Annotated in this window: 15 protein-coding genes; 9 read left to right on the top strand and 6 right to left on the bottom strand. The window is 67.2% G+C overall.

Going from position 1 to position 13,128, the window contains the following annotated elements:
* Positions 1 to 2 precede the first annotated feature (2 nt).
* The 4 genes from LX70_RS00305 to LX70_RS00290 all read right to left on the bottom strand — a co-directional run bounded on the left by LX70_RS00305 (position 3) and on the right by LX70_RS00290 (position 2,339).
* Positions 3 to 632: a hypothetical protein gene (locus tag LX70_RS00305; RefSeq protein WP_105512558.1), complete on the bottom strand. Its 630-nt coding sequence runs from the start codon at positions 630 to 632 to the stop codon at positions 3 to 5.
* Positions 616 to 921: a hypothetical protein gene (locus LX70_RS00300; RefSeq protein WP_146111522.1), complete on the bottom strand. Its 306-nt coding sequence runs from the start codon at positions 919 to 921 to the stop codon at positions 616 to 618. Before LX70_RS00300 ends, LX70_RS00305 begins: the two co-directional genes overlap by 17 nt.
* A gap of 63 nt (positions 922 to 984) precedes the next feature.
* Positions 985 to 1,860 carry a DUF2189 domain-containing protein gene (locus LX70_RS00295; protein WP_105512556.1) on the bottom strand — a complete coding sequence of 292 codons (876 nt, stop codon included), beginning with the start codon at positions 1,858 to 1,860 and terminating at the stop codon, positions 985 to 987.
* Between the two features lie 128 nt (positions 1,861 to 1,988).
* Positions 1,989 to 2,339, bottom strand: a complete 351-nt coding sequence (locus LX70_RS00290) for a GFA family protein (protein WP_105512555.1) — start codon at positions 2,337 to 2,339, stop codon at positions 1,989 to 1,991.
* Positions 2,340 to 2,492: 153 nt separating this feature from the next.
* On the opposite strand from LX70_RS00290, the gene pyrC reads away from it, so the two are divergent.
* The 9 genes from pyrC (at position 2,493) to LX70_RS00245 (ending at position 10,378) form a co-directional block, all read left to right on the top strand.
* The gene (gene pyrC / locus LX70_RS00285; RefSeq protein ID WP_105512554.1) at positions 2,493 to 3,533 is read left to right on the top strand and encodes a dihydroorotase; all 1,041 of its coding nucleotides are present in this window, start codon (positions 2,493 to 2,495) and stop codon (positions 3,531 to 3,533) included.
* A 103-nt stretch (positions 3,534 to 3,636) separates the two neighbouring features.
* Positions 3,637 to 4,317 carry an orotate phosphoribosyltransferase gene (locus LX70_RS00280; protein ID WP_105512553.1) on the top strand — a complete coding sequence of 227 codons (681 nt, stop codon included), beginning with the start codon at positions 3,637 to 3,639 and terminating at the stop codon, positions 4,315 to 4,317.
* Positions 4,318 to 4,501: 184 nt separating this feature from the next.
* Positions 4,502 to 5,989, top strand: coding sequence for a replicative DNA helicase (locus LX70_RS00275; RefSeq protein WP_105512552.1), 1,488 nt, complete (start codon positions 4,502 to 4,504; stop codon positions 5,987 to 5,989).
* 53 nt (positions 5,990 to 6,042) lie between these two features.
* Positions 6,043 to 6,813 carry a DUF1194 domain-containing protein gene (locus LX70_RS00270; RefSeq protein ID WP_105512551.1) on the top strand — a complete coding sequence of 257 codons (771 nt, stop codon included), beginning with the start codon at positions 6,043 to 6,045 and terminating at the stop codon, positions 6,811 to 6,813.
* Between the two features lie 63 nt (positions 6,814 to 6,876).
* Positions 6,877 to 7,923, top strand: a complete 1,047-nt coding sequence (alr, locus tag LX70_RS00265) for an alanine racemase (RefSeq protein ID WP_105512550.1) — start codon at positions 6,877 to 6,879, stop codon at positions 7,921 to 7,923.
* Positions 7,920 to 8,702: an MlaE family ABC transporter permease gene (locus tag LX70_RS00260; RefSeq protein ID WP_105512549.1), complete on the top strand. Its 783-nt coding sequence runs from the start codon at positions 7,920 to 7,922 to the stop codon at positions 8,700 to 8,702. The genes alr and LX70_RS00260 overlap by 4 nt, the downstream gene beginning before the upstream one ends.
* Positions 8,699 to 9,445: an ABC transporter ATP-binding protein gene (locus tag LX70_RS00255; protein ID WP_105512548.1), complete on the top strand. Its 747-nt coding sequence runs from the start codon at positions 8,699 to 8,701 to the stop codon at positions 9,443 to 9,445. Before LX70_RS00260 ends, LX70_RS00255 begins: the two co-directional genes overlap by 4 nt.
* Positions 9,446 to 9,566: 121 nt before the next feature.
* Positions 9,567 to 9,902 (top strand): hypothetical protein, encoded by a 336-nt coding sequence (locus LX70_RS00250; RefSeq protein WP_105512547.1) that lies wholly within the window; start codon positions 9,567 to 9,569, stop codon positions 9,900 to 9,902.
* A gap of 41 nt (positions 9,903 to 9,943) precedes the next feature.
* Positions 9,944 to 10,378, top strand: coding sequence for a paraquat-inducible protein A (locus tag LX70_RS00245; protein WP_105512546.1), 435 nt, complete (start codon positions 9,944 to 9,946; stop codon positions 10,376 to 10,378).
* On the opposite strand, the gene LX70_RS00240 is transcribed toward LX70_RS00245, so the two are convergent.
* Complete coding sequence (locus LX70_RS00240) at positions 10,372 to 11,592, bottom strand: N-acetylmuramoyl-L-alanine amidase (protein WP_105513516.1); 1,221 nt, start codon at positions 11,590 to 11,592, stop codon at positions 10,372 to 10,374. The two genes, LX70_RS00245 and LX70_RS00240, sit on opposite strands and share 7 nt — an antisense overlap.
* 93 nt (positions 11,593 to 11,685) lie before the next feature.
* Complete coding sequence (locus LX70_RS00235) at positions 11,686 to 13,128, bottom strand: 6-hydroxynicotinate reductase (RefSeq protein ID WP_105512545.1); 1,443 nt, start codon at positions 13,126 to 13,128, stop codon at positions 11,686 to 11,688.

Genomic DNA, 13,128 nt, shown 5'->3' with positions numbered 1-13,128 from the left:
GCTTAAGGCGTGATCGGCACCAGCCCGGCCAGCGCGCGCCAGCGCGGGGCGCGGTCGGTGACGTGCTGCCGCCCGGTGGCGACTGACAGGCCGAAATCGATGAAATAGAGCAGGTCCTGCGCCACCCAGCCCCGATCGTCCATGAAGGTGACCTTGACCGGGATCGTGCGATAGGTGCAGCCCGATAGCTGCCGCTCCCCCTCGCGGCCGAAGACATAGGCGGCGGTCTCGGCGGTCTCGGACCCGTCGGGCCAGTGCGTCACCGCCGTCCCGACCCAGACCGCGCCGCTTTCGGGCCGGGCGAGCGGGTGGTCGTCGGTGGCATATCCATAGCGAAGCGTCCGGTCGGGATCGGTTCCGCCATCCGCGTCCCGCGCCGCCACGGTCAGGTCGTAGACCCCATAAAGGCTGGTGAAGACCAGCCCCTCGCCCGCGCCCCCGGCGGCGGGTTCGAAGACCTCCACCTGGCCGTCCGGCAGAAGGCGATAGTCCACCACCCCGCCATCGGCATATTCGGCGCGGACCCCGGTATCGCCCGGCACCGGGCAATCGGCCGCGACGGCGGCGACCGGCGCAAGCGACAGCCAAAGCGACGCCAGCGCGCCCGCAAGCCGGTCAGCAGCGATAGGCAACGGCATGTACCTCATAGACCGTGACGCCGGGCGCGGCGTCGAAGATGATCGCATTCGCGCCCGCATCCTGCGCATCCGCGCGGACCTGATTGCGCGCATAATCGACCCCCTTGGCCGCGAACGGCCCGAAGACCGGCGGCTTGACCCGGAAATCGCTGACATAGGTGCATTGCGCGGCCTCGGCCGCCGTGATGTCACGCACCCCCGGCGTCGAGACAAAGCCCGGCGCGGGCGCACAGGCCCAAAGCGCTGCAAGCAGCGGCACAGCAAGAAACGGTTTCGCGATCATCACCCGGCCCTTCATCCCTTGAATGTGGCCCGGTTCCCCCTCCGCTTCAAGGGCTATAGCATTTCAGGCCCGAACCTCGCCCGCAAAGCCCACCGCGCGGCGGTAAAGATGCCAGCTTGCATGGCCCAGAACCGGCAGCACGACCGCAAGGCCCAGAAGGAAGGGCAGCGACCCCAGCACCATCGACCCGGCCAGCACCGCGCCCCAGACCGCCACCAAGCTCGGATTGCGCCCCGTGACGCGCAGCGAGGTCACGATGGCCAGGGGCAGCCCCACCGGCCGGTCGACGAGCATCGGGAAGGTCACCACGGTCGCGGCCAGCGTCACGGCGGCAAAGACAAAGCCCACCGCGATGCCGATCAGCATCATCGCCCAGCCGGCAGGGGTCGTGAAGACCTCGGACAGGAACACCGCGACCGAGGCCGGAAGATCGGGGCCGAGGGTCAGCAGGAACACCATATGCGCGACGACCAGCCAGGTCAGGAACAGCGCGAAAAGCCCCACCGACAGGACCAGCATCGCCCCGATCCGGGGCGATCGCAGCACCGCAAAGGCATCGCCCCAGCTTGCGGGCAGCCCCGCCTCGCGCCTCCGGCTCATCTCATAAAGCCCGATCGCGGCGGCGGGCGCGATCAGCAGGAAGCCCGAGATCAGCGGAAAGACCAAGGGCAGCGCGTTCTGGTGGAACGCCGCCCAGATCAGCGCCATGCCGATCACCGGATAGATCACGCAGGCCGCCATGACATCCGTCCTCAGCGCCGCGAAATCCGCCAGGCCCAGCCGCAGCGCCTCGCGCAGATCCTCGGTGTCGATGCGCCGGATGAGGGGATCCGCCGCGGTCCTGCCGCGGACCTCTTGCGCCACCTCGGCAATGTCATGCCCGGCAAGGCCCAGGGCCTGCGCGCCCCAGGACAGCGGGTTGCCAATCGTTTGGGTCATCTCGCGCCCTCCTTTGCAAAGGGCGCACGCGGCATGGGGAACGGATCACCCGTCCAACGCGGCGCCCGATCCGTTCAGGATAACACGAAACGGCCGTCCCCGCCCCACACCTTTCAGAGATCGCGGCGCTAGACCGACCGCCCGTCATAATGCTGCGGCGTCAACTCCCGCGGCTCCACCCCGTCAAGGCAGTTCGCGTTGATTGCGACCATCGGCGTGCCGTCGGGCATCTGACCGTATGAAAAGCTCTCGATCCCGCAGGTCTTGCAGAAAAGATGGCGGATGGCGCGCGTGTTGAAGAGATATTCGCTCAGCTCTCCCTCGCCGCTCAGCAGCGTGAACCCGTCGCGCGGCGCGAAGACCAGGACCGAGCCCAGCTTCTGACAGCGCGAGCAGTTGCAGGTGATGGGCTGGTCGAGACTGCATTCCACCTCGTAGCGCACCGCGCCACATTGGCAGCCGCCGGCATATCGGGTCATGGGATCATTCCTCCTGTCGCACATGCCCGAACCTAGCAGCACCGCGCCGCGTTGCGGAAAGAAACCGCACGACCCTGACCGCCCGGCGAAATTCTTCGCACACCGGCGCGGAACGCGATGGAAAGCGCGGCGCGAACGCGCTAGGGCATCGCCATGACCCAGATCACGCTCCGCCGCCCCGACGACATGCACCTGCACCTGCGCGATGGCGCGATGCTGAAGGCCGTGCTGCCGGAAACCGCGCGCCACTTCGCCCGCGCCATCATCATGCCGAACCTCGTGCCGCCGGTGGTGACGGCCAGGGACGCCGCCGCCTATCGCGAGCGCATCCTCGCCGCCCTGCCCGAAGGCATGGCGTTCGAACCGCTGATGACGCTTTACCTGACCGAGGCGACGGACCCCGCCGATGTCGCCGTCGCCCATGCGTCGGGCCTTGTGAAGGCGGTGAAGCTCTACCCTGCCGGGGCCACGACCAACTCCGCCTCCGGCGTGCGCGACTTCGACAAGGTGCGCGGCGTGCTGGAGACGATGGCGGAGATTGGCCTGCCGCTTTGCGTTCATGGCGAGGTGACCGACAGCGCCATCGACATCTTCGACCGCGAGGCGGTGTTCATCGACCGCGTGCTGGACCCGATCCGCCGCGCGACGCCGGGCCTGCGGGTGGTGATGGAACATATCACGACGAAGGACGGCGTGGACTATGCCAGCGCGCAAGGCGACGACCTTGCCGCCACGATCACCACCCATCACCTGATCATCAACCGCAACCACATCCTCGCGGGGGGGATCAAGCCGCATTACTACTGCCTGCCCGTCGCCAAGCGCGAGGAACACCGCCTTGCCCTGCGCGCCGCCGCCACCAGCGGGGCCGCGCGCTTCTTCCTCGGCACCGACAGCGCCCCCCATCCCGATGCGCTGAAGGAACATGCCTGCGGCTGCGCGGGCTGCTTCACCGCAACGAACACCATGGCGCTTCTCGCCCATGTGTTCGAGGAAGAGGGCGCGATGGACCGGCTGGAGACCTTCACCTCGCTGAGCGGCGCCGCCTTCTACGGCCTGCCCGCGAACGAAGACCGCATCACGCTGGAAAAAACCGACCGCCCGGCAAGCTTCCCCGCGAAGATCGACACGGGTGCCGGAACCGTCACCGTCTTCGATCCGGGTTTCCCGGTTCACTGGTCGGTGAGCTGTTGATCTTTCACGGTGGCCGAAATACTCCCGCCGGAGGCTTCCCCGGCCAGGGCTGGACGCTCCGCGGGGAGTATTTGAACCACACTGAAAGCATGAGGGCCGAACGATGATCCCAAGCTCCTTCCCGCCGAAAGAGGAAATCGCCCGGTTGACCGCGCGGATGTTGCTTGAGATCAAGGCGGTGCATTTCAACGCGGCCGAGCCTTTCACGCTGGCCTCGGGCCTGCCCTCGCCGACCTATATCGACTGCCGCAAGCTGATCTCCTTCCCCCGCATCCGTTCCACGCTGATGGATTTCCTAGCCGTCACCGTGATGCGCGAGGCGGGGTTCGAGGCCTTCGACAACATCGCAGGCGGCGAGACGGCGGGCATTCCCTTTGCCGCCATGGTGGCCGAACGGCTGGCGCTGCCGATGACCTATGTGCGCAAGAAGCCCAAGGGCTATGGCCGCAATGCCCGGATCGAGGGCGCGATGAGCGAAGGCCAGCGCGTGCTTCTGGTCGAGGATCTGACGACCGATGGCGGGTCGAAGCTGTCCTTCGTCGATGCGATCCGCGACACCGGGGCAAGCTGCGGCCATACGGCGGTGATCTTCTATTACGGCATCTTCCCGGAAACGGTTCCGACGCTCGATGCGCATGGGGTCAAGCTGCATTACCTCTGCACCTGGTGGGACGTTCTGGCCGAGGCGCGCGAATCGGGCGCCTTCGACAAGGACACGCTGGACGAGGTCGAGGCCTTCCTGACCAATCCGCGCCCCTGGCAGGCGGCGCGGCAGAAGGTCTAGGCCCGGATCGGCGGCGGATGGCCGCAAGGCAGGCGCGCCGGGCGGACCAGATGTTGACATCGCGGTCGCATCGAGCGCAGGATATGGGCTTCAGGGGCTTATCCACCGATCATCCACAGCAATATACAATTTGCGTGGCGGGCCGGTATCGCGCATATCCCTTCGCTCAGAACGGGGGACAGTGATGAACGATGTAGCGGCGCTCCGCGCGGTGTCGAACGCGCCGGAGGAAGACACGCTTCCGCATAATATCGAGGCCGAACAGCAGCTGCTCGGCGCCATTCTGACGAATAACGACATCTACGACCGTATCGCGGCGCTGGTGAAGGCCGAGCATTTCTTCGAGCCGGTCCATGCCCGTATCTTCGAGATCGCGGTGGCGCGGATCCAGAAGAACGCGCTCGCCTCGCCGGTCACGCTGAAGGCCTATCTGGAAGAGGATGAGGGGCTGAAGGAGCTTGGCGGCCCGGCCTACCTCGCCCGTCTTGCCGGATCGGCGATCTCCGCCTTCGCGGCGCGCGATTATGCGCAGATGATCTATGACCTTGCCGTGCGGCGCGAGTTGATGTCGCTGGGCCGTGACATTTCCGACCGGGCGCGGCGGATCGAGGTCGACAGCGACCCCAAGGACCAGATCACCGAGGCCGAGCAGCGGCTTTACACGCTGGCCGAGCAGGGGACGGTGGAAAAGGGCTTCGTGTCGTTCCTGAAGGCCACGACCGAGGCGGTGCAGACGGCCCTCGCCGCCTATCAGCGCGAAGGGGCGCTGTCGGGGGTATCGACCGGCCTTGTCGATCTGGACAAGAAGCTGGGCGGTTTGCATCCGTCCGACCTTCTGATCCTGGCCGGGCGGCCGTCGATGGGGAAGACGTCGCTGGCCACCAACATCGCCTTCAACATCGCCAAGGCCTACAAGAAGGGCAAGCGCCCCGATGGCAGCGAGGGCGCGGTGAATGGCGGCGCGGTGGGGTTCTTTTCGCTGGAAATGTCGGCCGAGCAACTGGCGGCGCGGATCCTTTCCGAGGCGTCCGAGGTGCCCTCTGAACAGATCCGGCGCGGCGACATGACCGAAGGGGAATTCCGCCGTTTCGTCGAGGCCGCGAAGGCGCTGGAAAGCTGCCCGCTATATATCGACGACACGCCCGCCCTGCCGATCAGCCAGGTCGCGGCGCGCTGCCGGCGGCTGAAGCGGACGCATGGGCTTGACGTCGTCTTTGTCGACTACCTTCAGCTTTTGCGCGGCACCGGAAAGGGCGACAACCGGGTGCAGGAGATTGCGGAGATTTCCATGGGTCTCAAGGCCCTGGCAAAGGAACTCAGCATCCCGGTCATCGCGCTGTCGCAGCTGTCGCGTCAGGTCGAAAGCCGCGACGACAAGCGCCCGCAACTGTCGGACCTGCGGGAATCCGGCTCGATCGAGCAGGACGCCGACGTGGTCATGTTCGTGTTCCGCGAGGAATACTACAAGGAACGCGAAAAGCCCGGCGATCATGACCTTGAGGGGATGGCGAAGTGGCAGGAGGTCATGGAACAGGTCCATGGCAAGGCCGAGGTCATCATCGGCAAGCAGCGTCACGGGCCGATCGGCACCGTGGAGCTGAGCTTCGAGGCGCGTTTCACCCGCTTCGGCAACCTCGTGAAGGCGTGGCAGCAGGGCGACGGCAACTTCTAGGCCCCCCGCATTCGTGATTGGACAGGCAGCGGCCTTCGGGCGACGCTTTGCCCATGCGCTATGTCCTGCCCGTTCTGGCGCTTCTGGCGGCGCCCGCGAAGGCCGAGGAGGTCGATCTGGAGCTTCTGCTTCTGGTCGATGTTTCCCGCTCCATGTCCGCGTCGGAGCTGGAATTGCAACGACAGGGCTATGTCGAGGCACTGCGCAGCGATGCGGTCGCGGCGGCCTTGGGGCGGGCGCTGACGGGGCGGATGGCGCTTGCTTACGTCGAATGGGCGGGGGAGACGCGGCGGCGGGTCATTCAGGACTGGCGTCTGATCGAAAGCCGCGATGATCTGCTGGCGGTTGCCGATCTGCTGGAAACCGACCGGACCACGCGCCAAAGCCGCACCTCCATCACCGCCGCGCTGCGCTTCGGGGCCGGGTATTTCGACGATAACGGGTTTGAGGGGATGCGGCGCGTCATCGACATTTCCGGCGACGGGCCGAACAATCAGGGCGGTCTTGTGACGGCGGCGCGCGATGCGGTCGTGGCGCAGGGCATCACCGTCAACGGGCTGCCCCTGATGACGGAGGATGGCAGCTTCATGCGGATCGACGACCTTGACCGCTATTATGAGCTTTGCGTGATCGGCGGGCCGGGCGCGTTCGTCATGCCGGTCACCGGGTGGGAGGATTTCGCCGAAGCCGTCACCCGCAAGCTGGTGCTTGAGATTGCCGGGGCGCCGGTGGAGCGTGTGATCCCGGTGCAGGCTGCCGCCGCCTATGATTGCGAGATCGGCGAAAAGATGTGGCGGCGGATGCGGATGGACAGCGACTTCTGACCCCGCTTGCCGCCACCGCCATGGCCCTTGCACCCCGCCGCGACGCCTGCGAAAAGATGCGCCATGGCACAGGCGGTTCTTTCCATCGACCTCGACGCGATCACCCGCAACTGGCGGGCCTTGTCGGCGCTGTCCGGCGCGGCGGAGGCGGGCGCGGTGGTCAAGGCGGATTGCTACGGTCTGGGGGCCGGCACCGTTGCCCCGGCCCTTGCCGCCGCGGGCGCGCGCCGCTTCTTCGTGGCCGAGGCGCATGAGGGCGCCGCGATCCGCCGCGCCCTCGGCGCCGGGCCGGAGATCTTCGTCTTCGCCGGGCATATGGCGGGTGATGCCTGGGTGATCGGCGATGCGGGCCTGATCCCTATGCTGAATTCGCCCGATCAATGGGCGCGGCACCGGGCCGCCCTGCCCGGCCACGCCTTCGGGCTGCAATTCGACAGCGGCATGAACCGGCTGGGTCTGGAAGCGGCGGACTGGCGGGCGATTTCGGCCGAGGCGCTGGCCGCCGGGCCGCGCCTTCTGATGTCGCACCTCGCCTGCGCGGACGAGCCGGGGCATGAGATGAACGCCCGCCAGCTGGCCGCCTTCCGGGCGATGACGGACGGCACGGGGGTTGCCCGGTCGCTGTCGGCCACCGGCGGCATCCTGCTTGGCCCCGACTATCATTTCGACGTCACCCGCCCTGGCATCGGCCTTTACGGCGGCGCGCCCTTTGCCGATGCCGCCCCGGTCGTGCGCCTGTCGCTGCCGGTGATCCAGATCCGCGAGATCCCGGCGGGTGAGACGGTGGGTTACGGCAACACCTGGACCGCGTCGCGCCCTTCGCGCATCGCGACGCTGGGCGCGGGCTATGCCGACGGGTTGATCCGCGCCATGACGGGGAAGGCGCAGGTCTGGCACGGCGACACGCCCTGCCCGCTGGTCGGCCGCGTGTCGATGGATTCGATGGGCGTGGATGTGACGGACCTTGCGGATACGCCCGAGACGCTCGACATCCTCGGCCCGCATCAGGGCGTCGACGCGCTCGCCACCATGGCGGGCACCATCGGGTATGAGGTTCTGACCGCGCTCGGCCATCGCTATGCCCGCCACTATCGCGGAGGCGCGGCATGACGCTGACCTCACCGCTTGCCGCCCTTGGACGGCAGGTCCTTGGCGCGCTCGCCGCCATCGGACAGATCACGCTTTTCGCGCTGACCGGGATCAGCCACATCTTCCGCCCGCCCTTCTACCCGCGCGAATTCCTCAACGCGCTGATGCAGATCGGCTATTACAGCCTGCCTGTCGTGGGTCTGACCACGCTCTTCACCGGCGGCGCGCTGGCCTTGCAGATCTACGCGGGCGGGGCGCGGTTTTCGGCCGAATCCGTCGTCCCCTCCATCGTCGCCATCGGCATGGCGCGAGAGCTTGGGCCGGTTCTGGGCGGGCTGATGGTCGCGGCGCGGGTCGCCTCTTCCATCGCGGCGGAAATCGGCACGATGAAGGTCACCGAACAGATCGACGCGCTGACGACGCTGTCCACGAACCCGATGAAATACCTTGTCGCGCCGCGCCTTCTGGCGGCGACGCTGGCGGTTCCGGCGCTGGTCGCGGTGGGCGACAGCATCGGGATCATGGGCGGCTATCTGGTCGGCGTCACCCGGCTGGATTTCAACGCCGCGACCTATCTGAAGAACACCCGCGACTTCCTCGAATTCTGGGATGTCGCCTCGGGCCTCTGGAAGGGCGCGGCCTTCGGGTTCATCGTGGCGCTGGCGGGCTGCTATTTCGGCATGAATTCGGGCCGCGGCGCGCAGGGCGTGGGCAAGGCCACCAAGACCGCCGTCGTCACCGCATCGGTCCTGATCCTGGCGGCGAACTACCTCCTGACGGAGGTGTTCTTTTCGGCATGATCGAGCTACGTGACGTCCACAAGGCCTTTGGCGCCAACACCGTCCTGAACGGGGTCGACCTGACGATCCCCAAGGGCGAAAGCATGGTGATCATCGGCGGCTCCGGCACCGGCAAGTCGGTGCTGCTGAAATGCGTCCTTGGCCTTGTGACGCCCGATAGCGGGCAGATCCTTGTCGATGGCAAAGCGGCGGAACGGGCCTCACGCGATGCGTTCCTTGCCCGGTTCGGGATGCTCTTTCAGGGCGGCGCGCTTTTCGACAGCCTGCCGGTCTGGCAGAACGTCGCCTTCCGCCTCTTGCGCGGCGCGCAGAAGCGCCCCAAGGCCGAGGCGCGCGAGATCGCGGTTGAGAAACTGCGCCGCGTCGGTCTGAAACCTGCCGTCGCGGACCTGTTTCCGGCGGAACTGTCGGGGGGCATGCAAAAGCGCGTGGGCCTTGCCCGCGCCATCGCCGCCGAGCCGGAGATCATCTTTTTCGACGAGCCGACCACCGGCCTCGACCCGATCATGTCGGGCGTCATCAATGAGTTGATCCGCGAGATCGTGGTGGAAATGGGGGCGACCGCCATGACCATCACCCATGACATGACCTCGGTCCGCGCCATTGCCGACAAGGTGGCGATGCTGCATGGCGGGGTCATCCAGTGGACCGGGCCGGTTTCGGAACTGGACGCGACGCCGGACCCTTATGTCCAGCAATTCATCCACGGCCGCGCCGAAGGGCCGATCGAGTCGGTGCGCTAGTGCGCCGCGCCGCGCCGCGCCCCCGGATCACGCGAAGTTTCGCCGCCAAGCTATCGTAAAAATTGACTTTGCCCTGTACCGCCCCTAGTTTTTTTCGCGGGGACGGTGATGGAGATGCTCGATGGGGCTCGGACAGACGATCCTTCCCTCTCTCGTCATTCTGGCGGCTTTCGGATGCGTTCCGCCGCTTCTGAGCCTTCTGGTCTGCCGCAGCCGCTACAGATATGCGCGCGCCAAGGGGCGCCCCGTGGGTTGGGCGCTGGGGGCGATGTGGTTTTCCGCGGCGGCCTTTATCCTCAACCTCGTGCTTCTTTCGGTCAGCGCGATCCTGCTTAGCAGCGATCCCGGCTGGACCCGGCTTCAGGCGGCGATGCTGCTGCTGGGCTGGGTCTGTTTCTGGCTTTGGGTTCTGCTGATCCTGACCCGCCGGGCGAAACGGCGGCGGGTGCAATACTGATCGGGCTTGGCGCCGGGCGCGGCAGGCCCTATCACACCGCCATGCTGCGTCTTGCGAACCTTGCCCTTCTGGTCCTTTTCCCCGTCTCCTGGTTCGCGCCGCTTTTGCGCGCGGGCTTTCTGCCCTTCTTCGATCTCGACGCGATTTCCGTCGTCTCGGGCCTTCAGGCGCTTTGGGAAAAGGACGTGGCGCTGGCGCTTCTGGTGACGTTCCTCGCGATCTTCGCGCCTTACCTCAAGACCATCGGCCTGGCGCTGGTGCAGTTCGACCTTGCCTCCCCGCGCCTGCTGCCTGCGCTGGGGATCCTCGGCAAGCTGGCGATGGCCGACATCTTCCTCATCGCGATCTATATCGTGCTGGCCAAGGGGGTCGGCGTCGGGCGGGTTGAGACGGGCTGGGGCCTGTACCTCTTCACCTTCTGCGTGCTGGCGAGCCTTGCCACCTCACACCTGACGCCACGCGAGGGCGGTCACTGACGGATCAGCTTCGCCTCGGCGGCGTCCGCCACGGCCCATGACCGCAGCGCCGCCAGAATCGCCTCCTGCATCATCGCGCGCCAGTCGGGATCGGCCAGCCGCGCCCGGTCGCGGGCCGAGGACAGGAACCCGACCTCAAGCAGAAGCGAGGGGATGTCGGGCGATTTCAGCACCGAAAACGCCGCGCCCTGGATCGGGTGGCGGTGCATCTTGCCGCCCCGCGCGCGAATCTCCTTCACCAGGTCCCGTGCCAGCCGTGCCGCGCGGGGCTGGGTTTCGGTCCGCGCCATGTCCATCATCACTGAGGCGATCAGGTCATCCTGCCCGCTCAGGTCGATCCCCGCCAGCAGGTCGGCGCGGTCATGGCGCTCGGCCAGCCGTTCGGACGCCCGGTCGGTGGCCTGATCGGCCAGTTCATAGACCGTGGCCCCCGTCGCCTCGCCCTCGGCCAGCGCATCGGCATGCAGCGACAGGAAGACATCGGCCCCGGCGGCGCGGGCGATGCTGATCCGGGTTTCAAGCGGGACAAAGACGTCCTCCTCCCGCGTCATCACGACGGTGATGCCTGCGCGCCGCAGCCGGTCGGCAAGTTCGCGGGCGAAGGTCAGCATCACCTCGGCCTCAACCTTGCCGCCCGCATCGGCGCCGGGGTCGATGCCGCCATGGCCGGGGTCCAGCACCACGATCAGCGGGCGCTCGCCGGTCTGGCGGCGCTTCGGCTGATCCACGATGGCGGGGCTGGGCAGGGTCCAGCGCGGGTCGACGGCGGGGGCAAGCGCGGTGCGGGCAGCGAAATCAGTGGCGTTGACGGGGGTCAGACGGACACGGATCACCGCGCTGCCATCGTCGGCCACCCGCTCCTCGGCGCTGGTGATGGCATAGGGCGCGTCAAGCGTGGCGACCAGACGCGACCAGCCGGGCCGGATCGGCCCCCAGCCAAGGTCCGTCACCCCTGCGGCCTCGTCGATCCCGGCCGCCGTGGCGCCGGTGAAATCGACCTCGGCGAAATCCATCACCAGCCGCGCCGGATCGGCAAGGACAAAGGCGCGGTATGGCACCCCCTGGCTGATCGCCAGATCGAACGCGATCCCATCGCCTGCGTTGACAACCCGCGAAGCGGCCGGGTCGAGCCGCGCCAGCGCGGACAGTTCATCGGCCCAGAGGGGGCGCAGTGTCGCCAGACAAAGCGCAAGAAAAAGGAAGACTGCCCGCATCGGTTCCCGCCCGTTTTGGCGCATCATAGGGCGCCGCGCCGGGCCGGAAAACTCCCCCCCGATCACTTTCCGGGGGAATCTGCGCGCCGCCCGCTACCGTTTCGCGCGCGGGATCCGCCGTTCGATCTGGCCCTCGATCTCCTCCACCCGGCGGACCTGCTCCATATGCCCGCCAAGGGCCGCGTAATCGGACAGGCGCAGGGTGAATTCGATGGGCGCGACCAGCGCCGGGGTCGGCACATAGCCGAAGGCGTTCGTCGGCATGTCCATCACATCGGCCATGAAGGTGATGCCGCCGCCGGGCCAGACATAACACTCCGCGCCCCCGCAGGTGACATTGGTCACCGCCTGCCGGACCGAGCGCGTCAGCCGCACCGGGTTTTCCGTCACGCCTGCCCGCAGGCTGCCGCCCGCGCCGCCCATGAAGAGGACGGAGGTCACCGAAGGCTCGCAATTCTCGGCGATCCGTTCGACCGAGAGTTTCAGCGCCTCCGGCAGGTCGCGCCGGAGCGGAACGCGGTTTTCGTCAAGCTCGTAATACCCCCACTGTTCGCCGGTGGTTGAGACCATCAGCAGCCTGAGGCCCGGCCAGGCCGGATCACGCCAGGGGCCAAGGATGGTCAGCGGGTCCTCGATATTCGTGCCGCCCCAGCCGGTGCCGGGATCGGCGACGCGGAAATAGCGCCCCGGCGTGGACTTGTGGCCAAGGATCTTGATGCCGGTCGGCGGCACGTCCAGCAGCTTGCCCGCCTGATGTTCGGACAGGACCCCGGTGATGTGGTCATCGACCACGACGACCTCATCCACCAGCCCGTGCCATTGCTTGGCGAACATGCCGATGGTGGCGGACCCGCAGCCAACCCGCATCAGGTGTTCCTCAACCCCGTTGACGACCGGCGGGCGGCCCGCCTGCAACACCACCTCGGCGCCGCCGTCGATGGTGACGGTGACCGCCTCACGGTTGCAAAGCCTGAGAAGCGCGTCGCAGGTGACACGGCCTTCCTTCTTCGACCCGCCGGTCAGGTGGTGGACCCCGCCGAGCGAGAGCATCTGCGATCCGTATTCGGCCGTCATCACATGGCCGATCGCCTCCCCCTCGACCCGCACCGGCGCGGCCTCTGGCCCCAGATAGCGGTCGGTGTCGATCTTCACCTTGGCCCCGCAGTAGGAGAAGATGCCCTCGGTCACCACCGTCACCATATCGACCCCGTCATGGTCCTGCGCGACGATGAAGGGCGCGGGTTTGTAGTCGGGATAGGTGGTCCCGGCCCCGATGGCGGTGATGAAGGGCCGTTCAGAACGCAGGATGTCGCCGTCCCATTCGCCCGCGTCACCGTCAAGGAAGGGGACCACCGCGCCATCCTCTTCCTTCACCGCCTGCAAGACCGTGAACGGGTCAAGGCGCACGAGGTCGCCGCCCTCATTCGCATAGCGGTCGCAGGCCCCGGCGCGGCCTTCGGCGATGTAGCACATGACCGGGCAGGCATCGCAGCGGATCTTGCCCTCCATGCGGGATTCGACCGTCTGACGGACCAT

This window comes from Albidovulum denitrificans (assembly GCF_002973535.1).
Taxonomy (GTDB): Bacteria; Pseudomonadota; Alphaproteobacteria; order Rhodobacterales; family Rhodobacteraceae; genus Albidovulum; species Albidovulum denitrificans.
This window is presented reverse-complemented; position numbering and strand designations above follow the sequence as displayed.